Annotated in this window: 17 protein-coding genes and 3 pseudogenes; 12 read left to right on the top strand and 8 right to left on the bottom strand. The window is 68.7% G+C overall.

Translation table 11 applies throughout. From position 1 onward, the window contains the following. Positions 1-101: 101 nt before the first annotated feature. Positions 102-1,562 carry a PE-PPE domain-containing protein gene (locus D3H54_RS22235; protein WP_149381230.1) on the top strand — a complete coding sequence of 487 codons (1,461 nt, stop codon included), beginning with the start codon at positions 102-104 and terminating at the stop codon, positions 1,560-1,562. Here the strand turns inward: D3H54_RS22235 and satS are convergent, their stop codons facing one another. Next, on the bottom strand, positions 1,563-2,828 hold the full coding sequence (gene satS, locus D3H54_RS22230) for a protein export chaperone SatS (protein WP_149381228.1): 1,266 nt from the start codon (positions 2,826-2,828) through the stop codon (positions 1,563-1,565). A 44-nt stretch (positions 2,829-2,872) separates the two neighbouring features. Here satS and D3H54_RS22225 point away from each other — a divergent pair, with 44 nt between their 5' ends. Together D3H54_RS22225 and upp are read left to right on the top strand one after the other, a co-directional pair. Continuing rightward, complete coding sequence (locus D3H54_RS22225; RefSeq protein ID WP_149381226.1) at positions 2,873-3,445, top strand: YdcF family protein; 573 nt, start codon at positions 2,873-2,875, stop codon at positions 3,443-3,445. Positions 3,446-3,465: 20 nt separating this feature from the next. Then, complete coding sequence (gene upp / locus D3H54_RS22220) at positions 3,466-4,089, top strand: uracil phosphoribosyltransferase (RefSeq protein WP_149381224.1); 624 nt, start codon at positions 3,466-3,468, stop codon at positions 4,087-4,089. On the opposite strand, the gene D3H54_RS22215 is transcribed toward upp, so the two are convergent. Both D3H54_RS22215 and D3H54_RS22210 read right to left on the bottom strand, forming a co-directional pair. Next, the gene (locus D3H54_RS22215) at positions 4,090-5,682 is read right to left on the bottom strand and encodes a phospho-sugar mutase (RefSeq protein WP_149381222.1); all 1,593 of its coding nucleotides are present in this window, start codon (positions 5,680-5,682) and stop codon (positions 4,090-4,092) included. Beyond that, positions 5,679-6,137, bottom strand: coding sequence for a MarR family winged helix-turn-helix transcriptional regulator (locus tag D3H54_RS22210; RefSeq protein ID WP_149381220.1), 459 nt, complete (start codon positions 6,135-6,137; stop codon positions 5,679-5,681). Before D3H54_RS22210 ends, D3H54_RS22215 begins: the two co-directional genes overlap by 4 nt. A gap of 87 nt (positions 6,138-6,224) precedes the next feature. Here D3H54_RS22210 and D3H54_RS22205 point away from each other — a divergent pair, with 87 nt between their 5' ends. After that, on the top strand, positions 6,225-7,337 hold the full coding sequence (locus tag D3H54_RS22205; protein ID WP_149381218.1) for an AbrB family transcriptional regulator: 1,113 nt from the start codon (positions 6,225-6,227) through the stop codon (positions 7,335-7,337). Here D3H54_RS22205 and D3H54_RS22200 read toward each other — a convergent pair. Then, positions 7,256-8,051, bottom strand: a pseudogene (locus tag D3H54_RS22200) (purine-nucleoside phosphorylase). The gene D3H54_RS22205 and the pseudogene D3H54_RS22200 sit on opposite strands and share 82 nt — an antisense overlap. Before the next feature lie 31 nt (positions 8,052-8,082). Here D3H54_RS22200 and D3H54_RS22195 point away from each other — a divergent pair. The 3 genes and pseudogenes from D3H54_RS22195 (at position 8,083) to galE (ending at position 11,391) form a co-directional block, all read left to right on the top strand. Then, positions 8,083-9,269 (top strand): annotated as a pseudogene (locus D3H54_RS22195) (M20 family metallopeptidase). Next, positions 9,266-10,435 (top strand): amidohydrolase, encoded by a 1,170-nt coding sequence (locus D3H54_RS22190; protein WP_149381216.1) that lies wholly within the window; start codon positions 9,266-9,268, stop codon positions 10,433-10,435. Before D3H54_RS22195 ends, D3H54_RS22190 begins: the two are co-directional and overlap by 4 nt. Next, positions 10,435-11,391: a UDP-glucose 4-epimerase GalE gene (gene galE / locus D3H54_RS22185; protein ID WP_149381214.1), complete on the top strand. Its 957-nt coding sequence runs from the start codon at positions 10,435-10,437 to the stop codon at positions 11,389-11,391. Before D3H54_RS22190 ends, galE begins: the two co-directional genes overlap by 1 nt. Before the next feature lies 1 nt (position 11,392). On the opposite strand, the gene D3H54_RS22180 is transcribed toward galE, so the two are convergent. After that, complete coding sequence (locus D3H54_RS22180; protein ID WP_036340427.1) at positions 11,393-11,875, bottom strand: gamma-glutamylcyclotransferase family protein; 483 nt, start codon at positions 11,873-11,875, stop codon at positions 11,393-11,395. Positions 11,876-11,938: 63 nt separating this feature from the next. On the opposite strand from D3H54_RS22180, the gene D3H54_RS22175 reads away from it, so the two are divergent. From D3H54_RS22175 to D3H54_RS22160, 4 genes are all read left to right on the top strand, one after another. Continuing rightward, positions 11,939-13,354, top strand: a complete 1,416-nt coding sequence (locus tag D3H54_RS22175; RefSeq protein WP_149381212.1) for an NAD(P)H-quinone dehydrogenase — start codon at positions 11,939-11,941, stop codon at positions 13,352-13,354. 9 nt (positions 13,355-13,363) lie between these two features. Further along, positions 13,364-15,109 (top strand): glycerol-3-phosphate dehydrogenase, encoded by a 1,746-nt coding sequence (glpD, locus tag D3H54_RS22170; protein ID WP_149381210.1) that lies wholly within the window; start codon positions 13,364-13,366, stop codon positions 15,107-15,109. Continuing rightward, positions 15,106-15,972 carry a pseudouridine synthase gene (locus D3H54_RS22165; protein WP_149381207.1) on the top strand — a complete coding sequence of 289 codons (867 nt, stop codon included), beginning with the start codon at positions 15,106-15,108 and terminating at the stop codon, positions 15,970-15,972. The genes glpD and D3H54_RS22165 overlap by 4 nt, the downstream gene beginning before the upstream one ends. Positions 15,973-16,044: 72 nt before the next feature. Continuing rightward, complete coding sequence (locus D3H54_RS22160) at positions 16,045-16,590, top strand: DUF1269 domain-containing protein (RefSeq protein WP_149381205.1); 546 nt, start codon at positions 16,045-16,047, stop codon at positions 16,588-16,590. Here the strand turns inward: D3H54_RS22160 and nei2 are convergent. Further along, positions 16,559-17,326 carry an endonuclease VIII Nei2 gene (gene nei2, locus D3H54_RS22155; protein ID WP_149381203.1) on the bottom strand — a complete coding sequence of 256 codons (768 nt, stop codon included), beginning with the start codon at positions 17,324-17,326 and terminating at the stop codon, positions 16,559-16,561. The genes D3H54_RS22160 and nei2 overlap by 32 nt on opposite strands. Positions 17,327-18,160: 834 nt before the next feature. After that, positions 18,161-19,564, bottom strand: a complete 1,404-nt coding sequence (locus D3H54_RS22150; RefSeq protein WP_149383678.1) for an HNH endonuclease signature motif containing protein — start codon at positions 19,562-19,564, stop codon at positions 18,161-18,163. A 291-nt stretch (positions 19,565-19,855) separates the two neighbouring features. Here D3H54_RS22150 and D3H54_RS22145 point away from each other — a divergent pair, with 291 nt between their 5' ends. Then, positions 19,856-21,073: an IS110 family RNA-guided transposase gene (locus D3H54_RS22145; protein WP_149378412.1), complete on the top strand. Its 1,218-nt coding sequence runs from the start codon at positions 19,856-19,858 to the stop codon at positions 21,071-21,073. Positions 21,074-21,116: 43 nt separating this feature from the next. Here D3H54_RS22145 and D3H54_RS22140 read toward each other — a convergent pair. Further along, positions 21,117-25,678: pseudogene (locus D3H54_RS22140) on the bottom strand (ATP-dependent helicase). Between the last annotated feature and the right edge of the window lie 161 nt (positions 25,679-25,839).

Raw genomic sequence — 25,839 nt, 5'->3', positions numbered from 1 at the left:
TCCCGTGCGGCAGGAGGCTGGTGCCCAATGCGGCGTTTGCTGATAGAGTCTTGCAGGCCTGGTCGGGGGGCGTGGGCGAACAAATAAGGGGAGTGACCCGTATGCGACTAGCGGCTCGCAGCGCGGCGGTGGCGGCGGCCACCCTGGCAGCATTCTTGTCCTTGGTTCTCCTGTCGACATCGACGGCGGCCCTCAAGCTCCTCGCAAGTGGCGCAACGGTTCTCGTGATGGGCGGAACCGGGCACTCGTTGTCGCCGGACGAGGACACCAATCAGTTCGTCCAGGATTACAACGCCAGCGCGGTTGGCAACTACGTCGCGCCCGCGTCGACGCTGGGCACCGGCGTCCCCGGCGGCCCGTACAACACGGTCGCCGTCATCACCCCGGAACAGTCCACGCCGAACAACGGCACGTTGACGTTCGATCAGTCGGTGGCCATCGGCCGGGAGAACCTCGACAACTGCATCAAGGCGACGTCATCGTGCAGCTACAACGACCAGGTGGGATCCGTCGCGCCGGCTCCCGGCGACACGTTCGTCGTCTACGGGTTCTCGCAGAGCTCGACGATCTCGACCCTGGAAAAGCGGGCGTTGGCAGCCGAATACGCACCCGGTGAGGGCCCCGACGTCAGCTTCGTGCTGACCGCCAACGGCAACCGCCCCAACGGTGGATTCCTCGCCCGCGGGCCCGAGGGCGTCACGATCCCGGTGGGCCTGCCCTTCGGCGGGTCGACGTTCAACGGATCCACCCCGACCGACACCCAATACGACACGACCGACATCGCCGCGCAGTACGACGGATGGTCGGATTTCCCGGTCAACCCGCTGAACCTGCTGGCCGTCGTCAACGCGATGATGGGCGTCGACTACCTGCATCTCGGCGGCACCTACGACAACACCACGCTCACCGATCCGGGCGTGGTCGATCAGGGCCAGTACGGCGACACGCACTACTACCTGATCTCCACCCCGGTGCTTCCGCTGCTGATGCCGCTGGAGAAGCTCGGACCGCTGGGCCACGCGTTCGCCGACACCTTGGACGCCCCGCTGCGGGTGATCATCGAGTCCTCCTACGACCGCACCACCAGCCCCGGTGTGCCGACGTCGTGGAATGTCACGTACTTCCCGAACCCGGTGAAATTCGCCCGCAACCTGATCGTCTCGATCCCGACGGGCTGGGACAACGGCATCCAGGACCTCACCGGTAAGCGCCCGTTCGGCACGACCCGGCCCGGACCCTACGGAGTCGGCGGTCCCGACGTCACCTACACCACCCCGGATACCACCTCGGATTCGTCGAGCGCGGCGGCCACCACTGGGACCACCGCGGTGGCCGCCAGCGAGCCGACTGTGAAAAAGGCGACCGGTGGCGTCAAGCCGCACACCACCACCACGACGGCGACGAAGACCGCCGCCGCCGCAGCGACCGGCGGCAAGGACACGTCGTCCAAGGACAGCTCGGCCAAGTCGACGACTAAGTCCTCGACGTCCTCGCAGTCAACGCACAACAACGGTGTCGGCGGCTCCAAGCGCGCCAAGGCGAGCGCCGGCTCCAGCAGCTAGCTACTCGCGGCGCAGCCGCGACTCGACGAAGCGCTCGATCTCGTCCCACTCCTTGACCGCGGCCGTGTACGGGCCGGCCGGTCGGGAGTTCTCCTCGGGATCGAGCACGTAGTCGACGAGCTTGCCCAGCAGCCGGTCCTCGGCCAGCAGCTTGTCGACGGTCTCCTCCTCGGAGTACTCACCGACATCGCGCACCAGCTCGACCGCCAGCTCCAGCTGGTCGTGGTCGACCGCGTCGGGACCGTCGGCGATGTCGTCCGACAGCCCGGTCAGCACGTAGATGTTGTCCTCGGTGACGTCGACCCGCAGCGATCCGTCGGTGGCCGCGGTCCGGATGTCGTCGTAGGTGCTCAAATCCGACAGGTCGTGGTCGTGCTCGTCGGCGAGGTAGCGGGCCAGCGCGCGCTCGGAGGTGAAGACGCTGATGCGGCCGTTGCGGCCGAGGAAGATCGGCCGGTCATCGAAGTAGCAGCGCAGCGTGTAGAACGTTCCCGAGCTGGCCTGGATGCGCACCGGGTCGATGCCGACCTCGGCCCAGAAGTCCTCCTGGCTGCCGAGCACGACACCGTCCTGCGGTGCCCGCTCCTCGGCCTCGTCCACCGTCGAATCGTCGTCACCGGAATCTTCGGCGTCCGCCTCGGCGTCGGCCGACTCGTCGATCTCCTCCTCGTAGGGCTCCTCGAGCTCATCGGCGGCCAGCTTGGCGGCCCGCTCGTCGACCTCGGGCACGGTGATGACTTCGTCGATCGCCGACAGCACGCTGTCCCAGCCGCGGGCGACGATGTCGCCGACGACGCCCCAGCGCTTGAGTCCGGGCTTGCCGCTGAACTGCTCGTAGCCGCCCGAGAGCAGGCCGAGGTTGGGGTTGCCGTTGAAGAAGCGGGTCACGGCGGGCAGCTCACACACCGAACCGATCGAGGAGACGACGGCCATCGTGTTGGCCAGCGCGGTCACGGATTCCTCGGTGGGCTTCTCCGACAGCAGCTCCTCGACCACCACCAGGTCGACCTCGCGGTCAGCCGCCGGCTTCAGCTTGTGGGCGTTGGCCTGCGTCAGGTCCTCCCACGCGGGGTGATCGGTGAGGTCGTTGTCGGTGTTGGTGCGCACGAACGCGGCCAGGTCCGCGACCGACTCGAAGGCGAACAGGTCATCGTCCTTGCCGAGGAACGCCTCCCACTCGTCGCCGCCTTCGCGCCACCGGGGCGCCCACAGGGTGTACAGGTCACCAGCGGTCACGCCCACGCGCACCGGAACGAGCTCAGCCATGCCGCACAGCCTAACGACGCTTGCTGGCGGGTAGCCTGCCCCCCGTGGGGAGGGTGCGCCGCGCACTGGCGATCTTGGTGGCTGTCGGGGTGTCCGTCGCCGGCATCCTGGCCGTCACGGGCTACTTCTTGTTCACCCGCCCGCACGTCGACCCGTTGTCCAAGGCCGACGCGATCGTCGTGCTCGGCGGCGAGAACGACGGCCGCCTCGAGTACGGCCTGAACCTGGCCAGGCAGGGCTACGCCAGCACGGTGGTGCTGTCGAACGCCTACTCGGCTACGCCGGCGGATCTAGGCGACTTCGAGCACGCGTGCGCCTCCGGTACGCCGAGCATCACCGTTCTGTGTTTCATCCCCGACCCGTTCACCACTCGCGGCGAGGCGATGTACGTGGCTCGGCTTGCAAAGGAACACAACTGGACCCACGTGATCGTGGTGTCCTGGAATTACCACATGGTGCGCGCTCGCTACATCTTCCACCAGTGCTTCGGCGGCGACGTCACCATGAATCCGGTGCCCCGACCGTACGATTTCACGCCCTGGCGCTGGGCCGCGGAATACGTCTATCAGTACGCAGGATTCGTCAAAGCCGTTCTGCTCGGCTGTGATGCGGGCTGAGGCTCCTCTAGTCTCTGCGCATGGATGTGTGCGTCATCGACCACCCGCTGGCCAGAACGCGGCTGACCACTCTGCGTGACGAGCGCACCGACAACGCGGCCTTCCGGTCCGCGCTGCGCGACCTGACCCACATGCTGGTCTACGAGGCCACCCGCGACGCGGCGTGCACCGAGATCACGGTTCGCACCCCGATCACCGAAACCGCGGGCTCGCGGCTGGCCTTTCCGCCGCTGCTGGTGCCGGTCCTGCGTGCCGGGCTGGGGATGGTCGACCAGGCGCACGCCCTGATCCCCGAAGCGAAGGTGGGTTTCGTCGGGGTGGCCCGAAACGAGACCACGCATCAGCCGACGCCCTACCTGGAGTCGCTGCCCGATGACCTGAGCGCCCAACCGGTCATGGTGCTCGACCCGATGCTGGCAACCGGGGGTTCGATGGCCCACACCATCGGGCTGCTGCACCAGCGGGGCGCGCGCGACATCACCCTGGTGTGTGTGGTCTGTGCACCGGAAGGCATTGCCGCGGTGGAGAAAGTCGCCCCGTCGGCGCGCCTGTTCACAGCGACCATCGACGACGGCCTCAACGATGTCGCCTACATCGTGCCCGGTCTCGGCGATGCCGGTGACCGCCAGTTCGGGCCACGCTGACTACCAGCCCTGCGCACCGGCCAGCAGCTGCTGCTGCACCGCGGCCGCACGCTCGCGGGCCTCGGTGAGGTCGGCACCCGCGGCCAAGCCGACTTCGGTGTAGCACTTGACTTTCGGCTCGGTGCCCGACGGGCGAACCACCACCCGCACGGAGGTCTGCTGATCGCCGCCGGTGAGGAATACTGCGTCGGCATCCGCCCTGGCGGTGACTGGAAAGCCCGCGAGTTCGGTGGGCGGGTGGGTGCGTAACCGCGTCATCATCGCCGCCGCCTCGGCGGCGTCGGCCACCCGCCGAGACAGTGCTGCCGTGGTGTGCACGCCGTGGCGCAGGGCGAGCAGGTCGAGGGCATCGGTGACCGACATGCCCTGGGCGGCAAGGTGTGCCACCAGATCGCAGACGAGCACCGCGGCACTGATCCCGTCCTTGTCCCGGACGGCGGCCGGGTCGACGCAATGGCCGATGGCTTCCTCGTAGGCGTAGACCAGGCTGCACCCCGTCAGCTCGGCGTCGGCACGGGCAAGCCATTTGAAGCCGGTCAGCGTCACGACGTGGCGGGCCCCGTACTCGGCGGCGATCATGCCGAGCAGCTGAGACGACACCACACTGTTGGCCACCACGCTGGTCGCGGCGTCTGCGGCGTCGAGGGTCGACAGGATGTAATCGCCCAGCAGCCAACCGGTTTCGTCACCGGACAGCATTCGCCAACCGCCGGGGGCGGGAATGCCGACGGCGCAACGGTCGGCATCGGGATCCAGCGCGATGGCGATGTCGGCGCCGATCTCGCCGGCCAGCTGCAGCAGCGCGTCGGCCGCGCCCGGTTCTTCGGGGTTGGGGAAGGCGACCGTTGGAAAGTCCGGATCAGGCGCGAATTGGCTTGCCACCGTGTGCACGTCGTCGAATCCGGCCGTGTGCAGGGTGCGCAGCGCGAGCTCGCCGCCGACGCCGTGCATCGCCGTCAACGCTACTCGCGGACTGCCGTGGCCGCCCCGTCGCACCGTCGCCGCGCGGGCCACGTACGCGTCGACCAGGGCGTCGTAGGCAGGGTGGACGCGCTGCCGCGGGATCTCGTCGGCGGGCGGTGCTGTGGCGATCGCCGCTTCGATCTCCCGGTCGGCGGGGGAGACGATCTGCAGCCCGCCGTCGAAGTAGACCTTGTAGCCGTTGTCGGTCCGCGGATTGTGTGAGGCGGTGATCTGCACCCCGGCCGCTGCGCCGGTGTGCCGGACCGCGAACGCGACGACCGGGGTCGGCACCGGATGCTCCCAGGCGATCACCGAAAACCCCTGAGCGGCAAACACTTCAGCGGCGGCGACGGCGAACTGCGCCGATCCGTGCCGCGCGTCTCGGCCCACCACGACGGTGGAACCGCCCAGGCCGCGCGCAGCCAGCACTCGGCTCACCGCCCAGGTGGCGCGCAGCACGACGGCGAGGTTCATCGAATCCGGGCCGCCGCGTACCGGGCCGCGCAGGCCCGCGGTGCCGAACCTCAGCGGCCGGGCGAACCGGGCGGCGCGCTCGTCGGGATCCAATGCGGCCAGCTCGGCGGCCGTGACCGGATCGGGGTCGTGGGCGATCCAGTCCTCTTCAGTCACGGCACCGATTGTGCCCCGGGGTCGGCGTCGGCGAGCTTGCGCAGTACCGGCGCGGTCAGCATCAGCAGATTGAACTCCAACTCGGAGAGATGGCTGCGCATCATGTCCTGCAGCCAGGCATCGCGCTGAGCGCGGTCGCGCAACAGCAGCTCCAATCCGTCACCGGTGAGTTCGATGAGCTGGCGGCGACGGTCGGCGTCGTCCGGCCGGCGAGACAGCAGTCCGCGCGACTCGAGCTCGTTGATGCTGTCGGTCAGTGACTGCACCCGAACCTGCAGGCGGGCGGCGATCTCGGCCGGCGTCGTCACACCCGCGCGGCTGACGTCGCCGAGAAGCTCGAGCTGGCTGAGCGTCAATCCGTTGTCGGGGCGATGCCGGCGAAGCTGACGGGCCAGCGCCATCATGGCCTCCCGCAGTTCGGTGGCCGCTTCCGACGGTGCGGTGCTTACGGTCATATTCCAAGTTATACCTTGTTAGTTAGTGAGAAATGTCGCGCGAAACGCGGGTGGCCACCATCAAGATGCAAGGGCATACTTGTAATCATGCGGTGGATGTTGCTGGTGATCGTCACGATCGGCGTCACCGTGCCGCTGGACCGCCTCGGCGTCCCGTCCGCTGCGCTGTTCGCCGCCCTCCTGGTCGGCATCGTGCTGGCGATCATGCGGTTGGCGCCCGCCGGCGTGCCGCGCCGCGCCGGCCTGGCCGCTCAGGGGGTACTCGGGGTCTACATCGGCACCATGGTGCATTCCGACGCCCTCTCGGCCCTGGGGCCGAACTGGCCGGCGGTCCTCGGCGTCGGCCTGATCACGCTGCTCCTGAGCATCGGCGCCGGCGCACTGCTCGGCCTGCACCGGGACATCAGCGCTCTGACCGGCGCGCTGGCCCTGGTCGCAGGCGGAGCGTCCGGATTGGTGGCGATCGCGCGCGAACTCGGCGGGGACGATCGTGTCGTCGCCGTCGTCCAATACCTGCGCGTCGCGGTGATCACCGCGTCGATGCCCGTCGTCGTCACCCTCGTCTACCATGCCGAGCGATCCGGCAACGTCGTGCAATCCACCCAATCGCATTCAGCGCCTTGGTATCTGAGCCTGGCGATGATCGTCGCGCTGGTGGTCGTCGGGGCGGTGGCGGGCCGGTGGGCGCGGCTGCCCGGATCGGGTCTGCTCGGTCCGATGGCGCTGACGATCGTCGCCGAACTCAGTGGGGTGTCCTTCGGGCTTGCCGTGCCGGTGGTGCTGGTGTCGGTGTCCTACATGCTGATCGGCTGGCAGGCCGGGGTGGCGTTCACCCGTGAATCGCTGCGGGCGATCGAACGCCTGCTGCCGACCGCGCTCGGATTGATCGTGTTGCTCAACGTCGCCACCGCGGGCCTTGGTGTGGCGCTGTCCAAGATCACCGGCGTCAGCATGCTCGACGGCTACCTGGCCACCAGTCCGGGCGGCATCTACGCCGTGCTGGCCACGGCGGTGGAGACCGGCTCCAACGTCACGTTCATCATCGCCGCGCAGGTACTGCGGGTTTTGCTGATGTTGTTCGCCGCACCGATGCTGGCCCGCGGATTCGTGCGGCTGGCCTACAGGCGCGCCAACACCGAGGCCAACAGCGAGCCCATCGCGGTGGCCGATGCACGGCCGGCGGCCAGAACCTCGTCGTGACTGAGCGGCTCGCCGGTCATCCCGGCAGCCAGGTTCGTCACCAGCGACAACCCCAGCACCTCGGCGCCGGCCGCCCGCGCGGCGATGGTCTCGTGCACGGTCGACATGCCGACCAGGTCGGCGCCCAGTGTGCGGAGCATCCGGATCTCGGCGGGCGTCTCGTAATGCGGACCCGGCACCCCGGCATACACACCCTCGGCGAGGCTCGGGTCGACCTCGCGGGCCAGCGCACGCAGTCGCGGGGAGGGAGTATGCGTCCACCAGGTCGACGAACTGCGCCCCGACCAGCGGTGAGCGAGCCGTGAGGTTCAGATGGTCGGCGATCAGCACCGGCTGGCCGACCTGATACTCGGGCCGCAGCCCGCCCGCGGCGTTGGTCAACACCACGACCTGGGCGCCTGCCGCCCGGGCGGTCCGCACCGGATGGACGATCGTGCGCAGGTCATGGCCTTCGTAAGCGTGGATGCGGCCCAGCAGCACCAGCACATTGTGCGAACCCAACGGCACCGACAGCACCCGGCCCCGATGGCCCAACGCCGACGGCGGCGTGAAGCCGGGGATCGTCGCCATCGGGATCTCGGCGACGGGCGTCCCCAGCGCCGCGGCCGCGGGCGCCCACCCCGATCCGAGGACCACGGCGACGTCGTGCCGGGGCACGCCGCTGTGCTCGGCGATCACCGCTGCGGCGTGCTCGGCGTCTGGACTCACAGCCAGCGAGCCTAGTCGTGAATGCGATACTGCGTTGATGCCCACAGCCACAGCGTCGACCCGCGTCGAAGACGTGGTCGCGGCTCGTGGTGGCGATCTGATCGAACTCTCCCACGCCATCCACGCCGAGCCCGAACTCGCCTTCGACGAGCACCGCAGCTGCGCCAAGGCGCAGGCGCTGGTGGCCGAGCGCGGTTTCGAGATCCGCGCGGCGGCGGGGGATTGGACACCGCGTTCCGCGCCGATTTCGGGTCGGGCCCACTGGTGATCGGGATCTGCGCCGAATACGACGCGCTGCCCGGCATCGGCCATGCCTGTGGGCACAACATCATCGCGGCGTCGGCGGTCGGCACCGCCCTGGCGCTGGCCGAGGTGGCCGACGAACTGGGGCTCACCGTCGCCCTGATCGGCACGCCCGCCGAGGAGTCCGGCGGCGGCAAGGCCCTGCTGATCGAGGCCGGAGTGTTCGACGACGTCGCCGCGGCCGTCATGTTGCATCCCGGGCCGATCGACATCGCCGCCGCGCGCTCGCTGGCGCTGTCCGAGGTGATCGTCACCTACACCGGCCGGGAGTCGCACGCGGCCGTCGCGCCGCATCTGGGGGTCAATGCCGCCGACGCGGTGACCGTCGCGCAGGTGGCGATCGGCTTGCTGCGCCAGCAGATGGCGCCCGGTCAGCTGACCCACGGCATCGTCACCGAGGGCGGGTCGGCCACGAACATCATCCCCGGCCGCGCCCGGCTGCAGTACACGATGCGGGCTCCCGCCACCGAATCGCTGCAGGAACTGGAGGCCAAGATGCGCGGCTGCTTCGCGGCGGGTGCGGTCGCGACCGGGTGTGAATACGAGATCGCCGAAGCCGCCCCGCCGTACGCCGAGCTGACCCCGGACCGGTGGCTGGCCGAGGTGTTCCGCGACGAGATGATCACGATGGGCCGCAGCCCGGTTCCCGCCGAGGTGGAGGCCGCCATGCCGCTGGGGAGTACCGATATGGGCAATGTGACGCAGCTGCTTCCGGGCATCCACCCGGTCGTCGGCATCGAATCCGGCGGCGCGGTGATCCACCAGCCCGGCTTCACAGTCGCGGCCGCCGGGCTCAGTGGCGACCGCGCCGTCACCGAGGGAGCAATCATGTTGGCGCGCACCGTGGTTCGGTTGGCGCAGACGCCTGCCGAGCGAGAACGGGTGCTGGAGTTGCGGGATCGTCGGGAGGCGCGGGCATGAGTATCGCCGATACGACCGAGTCCTGGTTGGCCAGCCACTTCGACGATTTGGTGCAGTGGCGCCGCCACATCCACCGGTATCCCGAGCTCGGTCGCCAGGAATTCGCCACCACGCAGTTCGTCGCCGACCGGCTGGTCGAGGCCGGGCTGAACCCGAAGGTGCTGCCCGGCGGGACGGGACTGACGTGTGACTTCGGGCCCGAGCACGCGCCGCGGATCGCGTTGCGCGCGGACATGGATGCGCTGCCGATGGCCGAACGCACCGGTGCGCCGTACACCTCGACCATGCCGAACATCGCGCACGCGTGCGGGCACGACGCGCACACCGCGATGCTGATCGGCGCCGCGACCGCGCTGGCGTCGGTGCCCGAGCTGCCGGTTGGTGTGCGACTGATCTTCCAGGCCGCCGAGGAGCTGATGCCGGGTGGCGCGATCGACGCGATCGCCGCCGGTGCGCTGGTGGGCGTTTCGCGAATCTTCGCGCTGCACTGCGATCCCCGCCTGGCGGTGGGCCGGGTCGCGATCACTCCGGGGCCGATCACGTCGGCGGCGGACTCGATCGAGATCACGCTGACCTCGCCGGGCGGCCACACGTCGCGTCCGCACCTGACCTCAGACCTGGTCTACGGGATGGGCACGTTGATCACGGGGCTGCCCGGGGTTCTGTCTCGGCGCGTCGACCCGCGGCATTCGACCGTTATGGTCTGGGGTGCGGCCAATGCCGGTGTCGCGGCAAACGCGATCCCGCAGTCCGGGACGTTGGCGGGCACCGTGCGGACCGCCAGCCGGGAAACCTGGGTTGGCATGGAAAGCCTTGTGCAGGAGATCGTTTCGGGCCTCTTGGCTCCGCTGGGCATCGAGCACACGCTGCACTACCATCGCGGCGTGCCACCGGTGGTCAACGAGGAGCGCTCGACGCAGATCATGACCCACGCCATCGAGGCGGTGGCGCCCGACGCACTCGCCGACACCCGTCAGTCCGGCGGCGGCGAGGACTTCTCCTGGTATCTGGAGGAGGTGCCCGGCGCGATGGCGAGGCTCGGGGTGTGGAGCGGCCGAGGACCGCAGCTCGACCTGCACCAGCCGACATTCGACCTCGACGAGCGGGCACTTGCAGTTGGGGTTCGAGTTCTGGTCAACATCATCGAGCAGTCGGCAGGGTTTTGATGAAGCTTTTGGTCACTGGCGGCGCGGGATACGTCGGCAGCGTGTGTGCCCAGGTGCTGGTGGAGCAGGGGCACGAGGTCGTCGTCATCGATGATCTGTCGACCGGCAACGCGGACGCGGTGCCGGACGGCGCGCAGTTCGTCCAGGCCGACATGGTCGACGCCGCGCCGGAGCTGCTCGGCGACCGGTCCTTTGACGGCGTCCTGCACTTCGCCGCGAAATCGCTGGTGGGCGAGTCGGTCGAGGCGCCCGAACGGTACTGGAACGGCAACGTCATCAAGACCCTGCAACTGCTGGAGGCGATCCGCCTCGCCGGTGTACCGCGGCTGGTGTTCTCCTCGACCGCGGCCACCTACGGCGAGCCGGAATCGGTGCCGATTACCGAGGACGCGCCGACCAGGCCGACCAATGCCTACGGCGCGACGAAACTGGCGATCGACCACGCGATCACGTCGTACGCCACCGCGCACGGGTTGGCCGCGACGAGCCTGCGTTACTTCAACGTCGCAGGGGCGTACGCCGGGTTCGGTGAACGTCATGCCACCGAGACGCATCTGATTCCGCTGGTATTGCAGGTCGTCACGGGTAAACGGCCGGAGATCCTGGTGTTCGGCAATGACTGGCCGACGCCGGATGGCACGTGCATCCGCGACTACATCCATGTTCGCGATCTCGCCGATGCTCACCTGCTGGCGCTGCAGACCGCGCGGCCGGGGGAGCACCGTATCTACAACCTGGGCAACGGCACCGGGTTCTCGGTCCGCGAGGTGATCGCCAGCTGCGAGCGCGTCACCGGCACATTGATCGCGGCTCGTGACGTCGAGCGCCGGGCGGGCGACCCGGCCGTGCTCATCGCATCCAGCGAGCGGGCCATCACCGAACTCGGCTGGAAGCCGCAGCACACCACGATCGACGAGATCGTCTCCGACGCTTGGGAATTCACCCGGTCGCGTTGACCTAGCCGCTGCCGTGCCCCGGGCCGACGTTGCTCGCGGGCCGGGTGCGCAGGTCGTGCACGTACTCCTCGGGTGCGCCGGCGATCTCGGCGGCGTCGGCCATCACACCGATGTAGCGCGCCGACGGTAGCCCGCCCTCCCAGGCGTCCAGCACATACAGCCAGGCGAGCACGGGATCGGTTGTGGTGTCCGTCGATTCGCATTCGATGCGACATCTGATCTTCTTGTGGAAGCCGAGCTCGGACCCTTCCCAGCGGTCCAGGTTCGCCTCGTCGGCGGGCGTCATGTCGTAGAGGACCACGAACACCTTGGAGTCGGGGTCCTCGACCAGGGTCGCCAGCGCGCCTTCCCAGCCGATGTCCTCCCCGGCGAAGGTCAGCCGCCAGCCGTGCAACCAGCCGGTTCCGGCCATCGGGGAGTGCGGCGCACGCTCCAGCATCTGCTCGGGATGCATGTTGGATCCATACGCGGCGTAGAGCGGCACGGGGAAAGCCTAGAGCGTGCTGTCGCAGAGAGCGCAGGGAGTCGGGCAACTAGGGTGGTGGCCGTGACGACGCGGATCGTGATCATCGGTGGGGGGCCGGCCGGCTACGAGGCGGCGCTGGTCGCCGCGGGTCGCGGCCGGGAGGTCGCCGAGGTCACCGTGGTGGACTCCGACGGCATCGGCGGGGCCTGCGTGCTCTTCGACTGCGTGCCCTCCAAGACGTTCATCGCCTCGACCGGGGTTCGCACCGAACTGCGCCGCGCCTCGGGCCTGGGATTCGAGATCGGCATCGACGACGCCAAGATCTCGCTGCCCGACATCAACAACCGCGTCAAGACCCTGGCCCGCTCGCAGTCCGCGGACATCGGCACCCAGCTGCTGCGGGAGAAGGTCAACGTCGTCCAGGGCCACGGCGAGCTGATCGACGCGGTCCCCGGCATGGCGCACCACCGGGTGAAGGTCACCGCCACCTCCGGCCAGGTCGGCGTGCTCAAGGCCGATGTCGTGCTGATCGCCACCGGTGCGAGTCCCCGCGTGCTGCCGAACGCGGTGCCCGACGGCAAGCGGATTCTGACCTGGCGGCAGCTCTACGACCTGCCGGAACTGCCCGAACATCTGGTGATCGTCGGCTCCGGCGTCACCGGAGCCGAGTTCTGCAACGCCTACACCGAGCTGGGCGTCGACGTCACCGTGGTCGCCAGCCGCGACCAGATCCTGCCGCACGAGGACAGCGACGCCGCGGCGGTGCTGGAGGAGACCTTCGCCGAGCGCGGCGTGACGCTGGTCAAGAACGCCAGGGCCGACTCGGTGGTCAGCACCGGTACCGGGGTCACCGTGACGATGGCCGACGGCCGCGTCGTCGAGGGCAGCCACGCCCTGATGACAGTCGGATCGGTGCCGAACACGTCCGGCCTGGGCCTGGAGCGGGTCGGCATCGAGCTCGGCCCCGGCAACTACCTCCCGGTGGACCGGGTGTCGCGGACCTCGGCGGCCGGCATCTACGCCGCGGGCGACTGCACCGGGCTCTTGCCGCTGGCCTCGGTCGCCGCGATGCAGGGCCGCATCGCGATGTACCACGCGCTCGGTGAAGGCGTATCCCCGATCCGGCTGCGCACGGTGGCCTCGGCCACCTTCACCCGGCCCGAGATCGCCGCCGTCGGGGTGCCGCAAACCGCCATCGACGACGGCTCGGTGCCCGCCCGCACGATCATGCTGCCGCTGACGACCAACGCCCGCGCCAAGATGTCGCTGCTCAAGCGGGGCTTCGTCAAGATCTTCTGCCGGCCTGCGACCGGCGTGGTCATCGGCGGTGTGGTGGTCGCGCCGATCGCCTCAGAATTGATCCTGCCGATCGCCCTGGCGGTGCAAAACCGCATCTCCGTGACCGATCTGGCGCAGACGCTGTCGGTGTACCCGTCGCTGTCCGGCTCGATCGTCGAGGCTGCGCGCCGCCTGATGGCCCACGACGATCTCGACTAGCCTGAGGTCATGAGCGACCCGATCCTTCGACCGGGCACCGGTCAGACCTATCTCGGACCAACTGAGCGTGCGCGCGCCTGGCAGCGGCTGGGCAGCGAACAGTTCGACGTCGTCGTCATCGGCGGCGGTGTGGTCGGTGCGGGCTGCGCACTGGATGCCGCGACCCGCGGGCTCAAGGTGGCCCTCGTCGAGGCGCGCGACTTCGCCTCGGGCACATCGAGCCGCAGTTCGAAGATGTTCCACGGTGGTCTGCGCTACCTCGAGCAGCTGGAGTTCGGCCTGGTCCGTGAGGCACTGCACGAGCGTGAACTGTCCCTGACCACGCTGGCGCCGCATCTGGTCAAGCCGCTGCCGTTTCTGTTCCCGCTGACCAAGAGGGTCTGGGAGCGGCCGTACATCGCGGCGGGTATTTTCCTCTACGACCAGCTCGGCGGCTCGAAATCCGTTCCGGCGCAAAAGCATTTGACGAAGTCCGGTGCGTTGCGACTGGCGCCGGGGCTCAAGCGCAGCTCGCTGATCGGCGGGATCCGCTACTACGACACCGTCGTCGACGACGCCCGGCACACCATGACGGTGGCCCGCACCGCCGCGCACTACGGCGCCGTGGTGCGTACCTCCACCCAGGTGGTCTCGCTGCTGCGGGAGGGCGACCGGGTGATCGGGGTGAAGATCCGGGACTCCGAGGACGGCGAGGTGGAGGACGTCCGCGGTCACGTCGTGATCAACGCGACCGGGGTGTGGACCGACGAGATCCAGGCGCTGAGCAAGGAGCGCGGCCGGTTTCGGGTGCGGGCATCCAAAGGCGTGCACGTCGTGGTGCCCCGGGATCGGATCGTGTCCGAGGCGGCGATCATCCTGCGCACCGAGAAGTCGGTGCTGTTCGTGATCCCGTGGGGCACGCACTGGATCATCGGCACCACCGACACCGACTGGAACCTCGACCTGGCGCATCCGGCCGCGACGAAGGCCGACATCGACTACATCCTGGGCCACGTCAACACGGTGCTGGCCACGCCGCTCACGCACGACGACATCGACGGGGTGTACGCCGGGCTGCGGCCGTTGCTGGCCGGGGAGAGCGAAGAAACGTCCAAGCTGTCTCGTGAGCACGCCGTCGCAGTGCCGTCACCGGGCCTGGTCGCCATCGCCGGCGGTAAATACACCACCTATCGGGTGATGGCCGAGGACGCGGTCGACGCCGCCGCCGAGTACATCCCGGCGCGGGTGGCCCCGTCGATCACCGAGAAGGTGCCGCTGATGGGCGCCGACGGATACTTCGCGCTGGTCAACCAGACTCAAAGTGTGGGGGCCGGGTACGGCCTGCATCCGTACCGGGTGCGCCACCTGCTGGACCGGTACGGCTCGCTGATCGGCGACGTGCTGGCGCTGGCCGCCGACAAGCCGGAGTTGCTCGATCCGATCACCGATGCGCCGGTCTACCTGAAGGTGGAGGCCGCCTATGCCGCGGCCGCCGAAGGGGCATTGCACCTGGAGGACATCCTGGCCCGGCGGATGCGAATCTCGATCGAGTACCCGCACCGCGGCGTGGACTGTGCCCGCGAGGTCGCCGAGGTCGTCGCGCCGATCCTCGGTTGGAGTCAGGACGACATCGACCGCGAGGTGGACACCTATCTGGCGCGGGTGGAGGCCGAGGTCCTGTCGCAGGCTCAGCCCGACGACGAGTCCGCCGATGCGCTGCGGGCGTCGGCGCCGGAGGCCCGGGCCGAGATCCTCGAGCCCGTGCCGCTTACTTGAGGCGTCGTCGCCCGGCCCCACTACCGGATCGCGACGGGGTGGGCCCGGCGCGGGTGCGCCTGCGTGGCGGAGCGGTGCTCGTCGAGCTGGCTTCTCGATTCGGTGAAGCCGCTGCCGAAAAGGTGCTGAACGGTGAAGTGGTGGACGCCGACGGTGCGGTGATCTCGGCGTCGTCGGTGTTGCCGCCCGGCGCGCACGTGTACCTGTACCGGGAGCTGCCCGACGAGGTGGTGGTGCCGTTCGAAATTCCGGTGCTCTACCGCGATGACGACATCGTGGTGGTCGACAAGCCGCACTTCCTGGCTACCATGCCCCGCGGCGGGCATGTCGCGCAGACGGCGTTGGTGCGGCTGCGTCGGTCGCTCGATCTGCCCGAGTTGAGTCCGGCGCATCGGCTGGACCGGTTGACCGCGGGCGTGTTGCTGTTCACCGCGCGGCGTGAGGTCCGCGGCGCGTATCAGACGCTGTTCGCGCGGGGGTTGGTGTCCAAGACGTACGTGGCGCGCTCGTCCGGTATCTGTGATGTGGCGTTGCCCGCGGTGGTGCGTAGCCGAATCATCAAGCGGCGCGGCGTGTTACAGGCTTCGGAGGAGCCGGGTGAGCCGAACGCGGAGACTTTGGTGGAGGCGCTGGGGGACGGCTGGTATCGGCTGAGCCCGCGGACCGGGCGCACGCATCAGTTGCGGGTGCACATGGCGTCGCTGGGTCTGCCGATCGACAACGACCCGCTTTACCCGCGGATCGTCGAGGTGGCGGCCGACGATTTCTCCGCCCCGCTGCAGCTGGTGGCGCAGCGGCTGGAGTTCGACGATCCGCTGTCCGGCGAGCCGCGGTGTTTCGTGAGCTCGGCGGGCGTGCGCTGAAGGGACCAATGCCCTGCGGGTGGTGACCTTCGGTCCCTGGTGGTTGGCTGTGAACCGCGTGACGCTCGAGGTATGGACGACGATCATCAGCTGGTTTTGGTGGCTGCATACACCGATCTCGAGCGGGCTCAGTCCGACTTCCAGGAACTCGGAAAGCGGATCGCGCACGGCATGGAGTTACGGGCGGCTGCGCTGGTGACGAAGGATGCCGACGGGGAGCCGCAGGTCGTCGAGGCGGCGAACCGGCACGGCCGGGTGGCCATGGGGATCGGCGCAGGCCTGGGGCTTCTTGTCGGCATGTTCATCCCGCCGCTGGGGCTGTCGGTACTGGTGGGCGGGGCAGCGGCCGGAGTGGTCGCCGCGGTCGCCGAGCACGAGCTACGAACGGGGCTGCGCCATGAAATCGGCGAAGCCCTCGAGGCGGGCACCGGCGTGGTGATCGCGGTCGTCTATCCGAACGGCCGGGTCCCGGTCGAGGTGACCTTGTCGCGCGCGGCCAAGATCGCGGTGCTTCAGATGGAGAAGTCCACGATCAACAGCATCGAGAAGACGGTCGCCGAGGCGATGGCCGGACTCGGGCATCCGATCACCGCTGACACGACGGGCACCAGTACGTGACGCGGTCGTCGTCGGAGGAGTCGGCGCGGCGAATCGGGGTGCCGCAGCGTCGGCATGGTTCACCGGCCCGGCCGTAGACCCAGAGGTCCTGGCCGCCTCTGCGGTTGCCGGTGGTGGTGCGATTCACCCGTGTTCGATTTGCCCACAACATGTCTCGCGCGCGGGTGACCACCCGCAGCGGATCGGGCAGGCTGCTGACGGGCGAGGTGGGGAGTCGGCCGAACACGAAGCAGAGTTCGTTGGCGAACACGTTGCCGACGCCGGCGAGGTTGCGCTGGTCCAGCAGCGCCGGTGCGATGGGACGGTCGGGGTCTTGGGCCAGGTTCGCCGCCGCGACCTTGGGATCCCAGTCGTCGCCGAGGAGGTCGGGGCCCAGGTGGGCGACGGCGTCCTCGTCGTGCTCCCGGTCGAGGATCTCCAGGATGCCGAGGTCGATGCCCAACGCCTGAATATCGTCCGCTTCCAGAATGATTCGGATCTTGTATGCGTTGCGGATGGGTTTGCCTTTCGGGCCGACCCGCCATGCGCCGTCCATCTTCAGGTGTGAGTGAATGCTGGCCGGGCCCACCCTGATGAACAGGTGCTTGCCGCGACTGATCACCTCGTCGACGGTGTGGCCGGCGAGATCGACGGTGGCGTAGCGCGGCACGCGGATGTCGCACCGCGTCAGCGTCTTACCGACCAGCGCCTCGCGCAGGTTGGCCGCGGTGCGGAAGACGGTGTCGCCTTCGGGCATGGTTCCAGCCTAGAAGGGCGGCGGATGGGCGGCGGCTCTCGCCTCGTTGAGTCCGGGGCGCTCGTGGCCGGGGGTAACTGAATATGAGGACGTTGGTCGTCTCCGTGCACATTGTGCGGGGGTGTGGCGAACTGGTTTCGTAGCGTGGCCTGTACATCGGGTCTCGATGCTGTTGGGGGAGTGCCATGTACAGATCTGTTCGTCCGTATTCCGCCGCGGTGGCAGCTGTGAGCGTCGTCGTCCTCATACTCGGATTGATCACATCACCGCCGAAACATCCTGTGGTCGTCTCCGGCGTCGAGGTGCATGCGGTGCAACTCGCTGCCGCCGAATCTCCGCAAGCGAGTGCATCTAGTCCGGCGCAGACCCTCGAGCGGGTACTTGTGTGGGGCGCTGTGGGCGTGGCTTTGGTGGGCGCTGGCGTCGCGTTGGCCCCATTCTGGTACGTCGGATTTCCGGTCACTGTGCCGCTCAGCATCCTCGTCAGTACCGCCCTGATGTCAGCGTTCTGCCCATCGCCGGTGTGCTATTCGACTCCGGACACGGCAGATTTCCTCAGAGCGGGCGTCTCCCTCTTCGCGGGGCTGCCGTTGGGCCTTGTTGCGGTGGGGGCCCTTGCCATCGTCGGCGCGGTGACCGGCCTGGGTTTTGAGTCGACTCCTGGCGCGGGTTCACGCGTCGTGCGGGCAGCGCCCCGACGAGCCAAGGCTGCCAGCCGACTAGACCTGATTCGACCGGCGGTGCACGGGGCACCCCGCGCCGAGAAAGCGAACGGCGGCGACAAGCGCCAGTCCGCCGATGATTCTGGTCGCGGCCATAGCAAGAGGCATCCGCCTAGAAGGGCGGCGGATGGGCGGCGGCTCTCGCCTCGTTGAGTCCGCGTTCCCAGCGGATCCGATCGGCCCGGTCTCGGGCCCGGGTGCGGCGGCGAGCCGGCATCATCACACCGCGTCCGGGCAGATTCTGCGGCGGGGCCTGGGGCAGGTTCAGCTCCGCGGTCGGAGTGAAAAGCTGCGGAAAGAACAGCGCGCCGCCAGGTTTCGTGGTGTAGGTGCGGCCCGACGGCGACGTCCAGATCACCGTGCCGTCGGGTAACTGACGGTCCGCCCAGCCACCCGGGCCGGCGTAGAAGGTCTTCAACAGATGGTGCAGCCGGCACAGTAGTTTCAGGTTCGACGGATGCGTGGGCCCGAACGGGTACGGCACCGTGTGATCGATGTCCGCCACGGAGGCCGGACGGTCGCACCCGGGGAATCGGCAGGTCAGATCCCGGCAGCGGATGTACTCCGCCAGGGCGGTCGAGGGTCGATACCGTGGTTCGGCGCTCAACTCCTTGCCTGCGACGACGGGGCGGAGCTTCGCGCGCTTCGCCAACGTTCGTACTGTCTCGGCCGGAATTGCTCCGTAGCCCGGCAACAAGGCCGGGGCGTCCCCGTCGCCCGTGATTGTCGTGGCCTCGGCCATCAGGTGGATGACGATCTGCGTCGACTCGCTGGTGCTGTCTGCACGCGCGGGGCAGTCGCCGCGCTCGCAATCGCACTGCATCGTCGGGTTCCCGTTTGCCCACGCGCCCAGGGCATCCGACCGGCGTTGGCGGGTGGTGCGCGGGTCATCACGGCACACGGTCGCGGCGAGCTGGTTGAGGCGCTGGTCAAAGGCTGCCGCGTCTGATGCTCGCACGCGACCGTAGATTTCCGCCATTCCGTCTGCCGCGGGAGTGGTCTCGATATGACGGTCGTCGTCGGCTTGTCGTGCGGCGCGCACGGCATGCGGATCAAGTTCTCTGACGAACCAGTCGATCCGCTCTTTGAGTTTCTCCTCAGAGCAGGTGTTCCACCCCGCGGCGTGCTGCGCAAGCCGAGTGTCGACGGCGTCGAGTACCTCCAAATCGGTGATCAGGCCGGTGCGGAAGACTGCGGTGATCACGATGCGATATTCGATTGCGCCCGAGGCGAATAGCGCGCCCAGCTTCGGTAGCCGTTCGATGAGCTGCACGCCGTAGTTCATCTGCGACGATGCGCGGCCTTGGCTGATGCCGAGTTCGGCGGCCACTTCGGCTGCTACTGCCTCCCAGTTGTCGACGCACCACTGAGCGCGCTCAGCTGCCTCGACCGACCGCATCCGGTGCTGACAGAGCCGGCCGGCTGCCAAGAGTCGCTCGGCGATCGCGACTCGTTCGTTGCGCTGCCCACGGCGCATCGTCTCGAGGAGATCGGCATCAGTTCGTTCATCGAACATGTGTTCGATACTACTCTCGCTCCCCGACATTGATTCTGTTAAACGGGTTCGGGTGAGATGGTCTTGGCCGTTCGCCGTTGGTGATGACTCGTGGTCCGACTGATGCCCTGTTGGGTTGTCTTCCAATTGATTTGTCTCACCAGCGCCGTGCGGTCAGGCACCGCAAACGAGAGCCCGGCGGGGCGGACATGACTTAATCAGGAGCCTGGACAGTTCCCTCGTCAATGTCTTGTCTGCCCGTCCCGCCGGGTTGTCACCCACCGCCGCAAAACGGAGAGGACACCCACCATCGTGACATCCCCACGCCGCGTCGTCATCGGCGTCGATACCCATCTCGACACCATTCACCTCGCAGCACTGACCGATAGCGGTCAACCCCTCGGCGATGCCGAATTCAGGACCAACCCGACCGGCTACTACGTCGCGATCACCTGGGCCCGAAGCTTCGGGGAGGTGTTCATTGCCGGGGTGGAGGGCACCAGCAGCTACGGCGCCGGGTTCACCCAAGCGTTGCAGGACAACGATATTCACGTCGTCGAAGTCAATCGGCCCGACCGCGGCGCTCGGCGCCGTCACGGCAAGTCCGACCCGTTGGATGCCTACAGTGCCGCCCGCGCGGTGCTATCCGGTCACGGTCTAGCAGTTCCCAAAGACCGCACCACCGGTGCGCTCAAAGCCCTCCTGATCGCCCGCCGTGGCGGCATCAAAGCCCGCAGCGCAGCCATCCAGCAGATCAAAGACCTGCTCGTCACCGCACCGGCTGACCTGCGCGAGCGCTACCGCCGCTACCCGACAACCTTGCGGCTGGTGCAGGCGTTAGCGCGCTGCCGGCCCACCGCCCACCACGACCCGACCACTAACGCGGTCCTCACCGCCTGCAAAGCCCTGGCTCAGCGCATCGAGTTCCTCGAGCGCCAAATCGGCGAGCTGACCACCCAACTCGACACCATGACCCGCGCCCTGAACCCCGCGCTACGCGCCGCCTTCGGGGTAGGTCCCGACACCGCCGCCCAGTTGCTGATCACCGCCGGCGCCAACACCGACCGACTGCGCTCCGAGGCCGCCTTCGCCCGCCTCGCCGGGGTGGCCCCTATCCCGGCCTCCTCCGGCAAAACCACCCGCCACCGGCTCTCCCGCGGCGGAGACCGAGCCGCCAACAACGCCCTGCACCGCATCGCGCTGGTCCGCTGGTCTCACGACGAACACACCCGCACCTACGCCGCCCGCCAACTCGCCGCCGGCAGATCCAAAAAAGACGTCCTGCGCCTACTCAAACGCGCCATCGCCCGCGAGATGTTCAAACACCTCACCGCACCCTGCCCAATCGATGACTACAGCGACCTCAGACCCACCCGACAAGCCCGAAACATCACCCTGACCAGCGCCGCACAACACCTCGGCGTCTGGCCCACCGTCATCTCACGACTCGAACGCGGACTCCAACGCCACGACACCCTGGCCACCACCTACCGCCACTGGCTCAACACCCACCACATTGACGCCGCTTGACTCCTAACACAGATAGGAGCATCACGTTTCGTCGTCCGACAGTTCAGCGCAACCGCAATCCGCGGGGGGTGCGGGAGAACCCGGCGTCCACCAACGCGTCGGCGGTGGCTTTCCGGTCGGCGTGCGCACCTGCCTCCAAAACCGGTATACCGTCCAGCTTTTCGACCAGCACGCCGCCGATACGTCCACTGCTGACCAGTTCGGCCAGCGTTCCCGCCGCGGCGCGCTGTGCTTCGTCGTCGGTGCTGAAGTTCAGCAGCGATCGTCCACCGCGTTCGAGGAACCACACCAGCGCACCGTCCACCAGAATGACGAGTGCGCCGGCCTTGCGTCCGGGCCGATGGCTGGCGTCGGCATCCGGGCGGGCCGGCCACGGCAGGGCCGCGCCGTACGGGTTGGCCGGATCGGCGGCCGCCAGCACGACCGCGTGGTAGTCGGGTCGCTCCGGATCCACTCCGTCGAGATAGGTCCGTAGCCGGTCGACCGTCGACGCGACCGCGAACTGCGCTCCGCCGAGAGACTCGACGAAATAACCGCGCTGGCATCGCCCGGCCTCCTCGAAACCGGTCAGCACCTTGTACATCGTGGCGAACCCGCCGGGCACACCCTCGGCAGCTGCCGCGCCCTTGGTCAGCACGCCGTGGCGGTTCAGCAGCAACTCTGCTGAGAAGTGTGCGCGCACAGTCGAATCCGGTTCGCGAGCCGGCACGGCCGACCACCGCCCGGCGACCGTCGTATCCACCGAGCGGGTTTGGGCGTGCGCCACCGAATAGCGGCTCAACCGCGGCGCGCGCCGCTGCCGGTGCGCCGGTGCGGCGGGACGACGCGTACCGGGCTTGCGTCCGCCCGCCAGCATGGCGCGCACCGGCGCGAACGTGTCGCCGGTGACCCAGCCGGCCCAGATCAGGTCCCACAGCGCAGCTTTGGCGGTCTCCTCCGAATTGCCGACCAGCTGCCGGAAGAAGAACGCGCCGCGTGCCTCGCCCGGCTCACCGAGAACCTCGAGGATGGCGCGGTGGGCGTCGGTGAAGTCGATCTCGGCCGGCGTCGCCAGCGTCAGCGGTGCGGTGTCCGCGTGATGGAACGTGATCCAGCCGTCGCTGCCCGAGATCGATCCCGCCCCTGACCAGGTGACCTCACCGGAGGCCAGCAGCTCGTCGAGCATCGCCGGCTGGTAGTCGCGCACCCGCGGGCCGAACACCAGCGGTTCGACCGCCGATGCGGGGATCGGCACCCCCCGCGGGCCGAACACCAGCGGTTCGACCGCCGATGCGGGGATCGGCACCCCGGCGAGCTGGTCGATCACGCTGGCCAGCCCGTCCACTCCGGACGTCGCAGAGTTGCCGACCTGCTGCCACGCGGGCAGGAAGCGGGCATACGCCGCCGTGCTGACCGGCTCGACCTGCGCGCGCAGCGCCGCCAGCGAGCGGCGACGCAGAATGCGCAGCACCTCGGCGTCGCACCACTGGTCGGCATCGGGCGCGGCGACGAACTCGCCGCGAACCAGCTTGCCATCCACCGACATCCGGCCCAGCACGTCGGCGGCCACCCGCAATCCGAGGCCGAACCGGGCTGCGGCCTCCGCGGTGGTGAACGGGCCGCGGGTGCGGGCGAAGCGACCCATCAGCTCACCGAGAGGGTCGGCCACCGCCTCGGTGAAACTCGTCGGCACCCCACCGGCACGGCGACGCCGACCGCGTCGCGCAGGCGGCCGATGTCCTCGATGCCGGCCCACCAGGACTGCCCGGCGTACGACAGCGGCAGCGCGCGTCTGGCGGCATGCAGTCCGTCCAGCCACGCGCCGACATCGCTGGCGGTGCAGCGCTCGGCGATCTCGGCCTCGGTCAGCGGGCCGAGCAGGCGCAGCAGGTCCGCCACGCCTTCGGCGTCGCGAGCCTTGCGGTCCTCGGAAAGATGTTGCAGCTGGCGTGATGTCGCGGCAATGACATCCGGGTCGAGCAGCTCTCGGAGCTCGACGCGTCCCAGCAGCTCGGCCAGCAGGGTGCTGTCCAGCGACAGTGCGGCCGCGCGGCGCTCGGCCAGCGGGCTGTCGCCCTCGTACATGAACGCGCCGACATAGCCGAACATCAACGACGCCGCGAACGGTGACGGCATCGGCGTCTCGACCTCCACCAACCGCACCCGGCGCTGGGCGATCCGGCTCATCAGGTCGGTCAGCGTCGGAACGTCATAGACGTCCTGCAGGCATTCGCGCACCGCCTCCAGCACGATCGGGAAGTCGGGGTATTTGCGCGCCACATCCAGCAATTGGGCCGCCCGCTGTCGCTGGTGCCACAGCGGCGAACGCTTGCCGGGATGGCGTCTGGGCAGCAACAGGGCCCGCGCAGCGCACTCCCGGAACCGCGATGCGAACAGCGCCGAGCCGCCCACCTCGGTGGTGACCAGCGGCTCGATCTCGTCGGGGGCGAAGACGAACAGGTCGGCACCGGGCGGGGCATCCTCGGTGTCGGGCAACCGCACCACGATGCCGTCATCGGAGGCAGTGGGCTTCTCGTCGATGCCGTAGCGCTCCAGCAGCCGGCGGCTGACCGCGAGGGCCAGCGGTCCGTGCACCTTCAGTCCGTAGGGGGAGTGCAGCACCACCCGCCAGTCGCCGAGCTCGTCGCGGAAACGCTCGACCAGCAGGGTGGTGTCGCTGGGTACCGTGGTGGTGGCGTTGCGCTGATCGTCGAGCAGCTGCCAGAGGTTGTCGGTGGCGTAGTCGGCGAAACCGAGTTCATTGCAGCGTGTTTCGAAATCGTCGCGGCCCATCCCGGCCAGCTCACCGGTGAACTTCCCGATCGCCTGGCCGAGCTCAGCGGGCCGCCCCGCGTCATCGCCGCGCCAGAACGGCAACCGCGCGGGTTGCCCCGGCGCCGGGATGACGAGCACGCGGTCGTGAGTGATCTCGGTGATCCGCCAACTGGTCGCACCCAGTGAGATCACGTCGCCGGGCCGTGACTCGTACACCATCTCTTCGTCGAGTTCACCGACCCGCGAGGGCTTTTCGGAATCGGTGGCCAGGTACACGGTGAACATGCCACGGTCGGGGATGGCGCCGCCGGAAGTGACCGCCAGCCGCTGGGCGCCGGGACGCGCGGTCAGGGTGCCGTTGTCGCGGTCGTAGATCAGTCGGGGCCGCAGCTCGGCGAAATCCGTCGACGGATACTTCCCTGACAGCAGATCCAGGGTGGCCTCGAATGCGCTGCGCGGCAACGTCGCGAACGGCGCACTGCGCCGGACGACGTCGAACCACTCGTCGGCGCTGACCGGCTCCAGCGCACACGCCGCGACGGTGTGCTGGGCCAGCACGTCGAGCGGATTGGTGGGCACCCGCATGGTTTCGATCTGTCCGGCGAGCATGCGTTGCACGCTGACGGCGCAGCCGATCAGGTCGGTCCGGTGCTTGGGGAACAGCACACCGCGGGAGATCTCGCCGACCTGGTGCCCGGCCCGCCCGACGCGCTGCAATCCGCTGGCCACCGACGGCGGGGCCTCGACCTGGATCACCAAATCCACCGCGCCCATGTCGATTCCGAGTTCCAGGCTCGATGTCGCCACCACGGATTTGAGCCGCCCGCTCTTGAGGTCATCCTCGACCGCCGCGCGCTGCTCCTTGGACACCGAGCCGTGGTGGGCGCGGGCCAGCAGCGGCTCGGCTCCGTAGGTCTGGCCGCTGCCCATGATGTGCGCCGGTGGTCCGCCGGGCACCTGGCGGTTGGGCGCCCCATCCAGTTCGACCCCGGAGCGTTCGGCATGAATCTCGTTGATGCGCGCGGTGAGCCGCTCGGCGAGGCGGCGTGAGTTGGCGAACACGATGGTCGAGTTGTGTGCCTCGATGAGGTCGACGATGCGTGCCTCGACATCGGGCCAGATGGTGTTGTTCTCCAGGTTGGCCATGTCGGGGACCGGCACCTGGACGGTCAGCTCGAAGGTCTTCGTTGCCGGCGGCGCGACGATGGTCGTCGGCCTGGCACCGGAGAGGAACCGGGCCACTTCCTCGGGTGGGCTGACCGTCGCGGACAGCCCGATCCGCTGGGCCGGTTTCTCCAGCAGTGCATCGAGGCGCTCCAGGGACACCGCCAGATGCGCGCCGCGCTTGGTGGCGGCCACCGCGTGTACCTCGTCGACGATCACCGTCTCGATTCCGGTCAGCGTCTCGCGAGCCGCGGAGGTCAGCATCAGGAACAGCGACTCCGGGGTGGTGATCAAGATGTCGGGCGGCTTGGTGATGAGCTCGCGCCGGCGGGCCGGCGGGGTGTCGCCGGAGCGGACGCCGACGCTGATCTGCGGGGCAGGCACACCATCGCGTTCGGCGATGCGGGTGATGCCGGTCAGCGGGGTGCGCAGGTTGCGTTCCACGTCGACGGCCAGCGCCTTGAGGGGGGAGACGTAGAGCACCCGGGTGCCACGTTTCTCCGGCTGCTGGGCCAGCTGGTCGATCGCCCACAGAAACGCCGCCAGTGTCTTACCCGAACCTGTCGGGGCGATGACCAGGGTGTTGTCCCCGTCGGCGATCGCTGACCAGGCCCGCGCCTGCGCAGCGGTCGGCTCGGCGAACGTGCCCGTGAACCAGCGCCGCGTCAGCGGGCTGAACCGGCTCATCGGATCGGGGGATTGCACGACTCCAGGGTGCCAGGGGGTACCGACATATCGACGGAGTGGACGCCACCCGCTATTGACGGATATGTAGATCGGCTCGGCGGTTCCGCACCGACGAGCGTTGCAGAGCGCCATACTGTTGGCCTGAGGGGCAGCCATCGGGG

The sequence above is a fragment of the Mycobacterium sp. ELW1 genome, assembly GCF_008329905.1.
In the GTDB taxonomy this organism is placed as follows: Bacteria; Actinomycetota; Actinomycetes; order Mycobacteriales; family Mycobacteriaceae; genus Mycobacterium.
The sequence above is the reverse complement of the archived record's forward strand: the minus strand, read 5'-3'. Positions and strand labels throughout refer to the sequence as shown.

Bases quoted from the DNA above. Each gene is read 5' to 3' on its own strand.
- D3H54_RS22160 (WP_149381205.1), top strand. From the start codon at position 16,045: ATGGACGACGATCATCAGCTGGTTTTGGTGGCTGCATACACCGATCTC.
- satS (WP_149381228.1), bottom strand. From the start codon at position 2,828: ATGGCTGAGCTCGTTCCGGTGCGCGTGGGCGTGACCGCTGGTGACCTG.
- D3H54_RS22210 (WP_149381220.1), bottom strand. From the start codon at position 6,137: ATGACCGTAAGCACCGCACCGTCGGAAGCGGCCACCGAACTGCGGGAG.
- glpD (WP_149381210.1), top strand. From the start codon at position 13,364: ATGAGCGACCCGATCCTTCGACCGGGCACCGGTCAGACCTATCTCGGA.
- D3H54_RS22190 (WP_149381216.1), top strand. From the start codon at position 9,266: ATGAGTATCGCCGATACGACCGAGTCCTGGTTGGCCAGCCACTTCGAC.
- upp (WP_149381224.1), top strand. From the start codon at position 3,466: ATGGATGTGTGCGTCATCGACCACCCGCTGGCCAGAACGCGGCTGACC.
- D3H54_RS22205 (WP_149381218.1), top strand. From the start codon at position 6,225: ATGCGGTGGATGTTGCTGGTGATCGTCACGATCGGCGTCACCGTGCCG.
- galE (WP_149381214.1), top strand. From the start codon at position 10,435: ATGAAGCTTTTGGTCACTGGCGGCGCGGGATACGTCGGCAGCGTGTGT.
- nei2 (WP_149381203.1), bottom strand. From the start codon at position 17,326: ATGCCCGAAGGCGACACCGTCTTCCGCACCGCGGCCAACCTGCGCGAG.
- D3H54_RS22150 (WP_149383678.1), bottom strand. From the start codon at position 19,564: ATGTTCGATGAACGAACTGATGCCGATCTCCTCGAGACGATGCGCCGT.
- D3H54_RS22235 (WP_149381230.1), top strand. From the start codon at position 102: ATGCGACTAGCGGCTCGCAGCGCGGCGGTGGCGGCGGCCACCCTGGCA.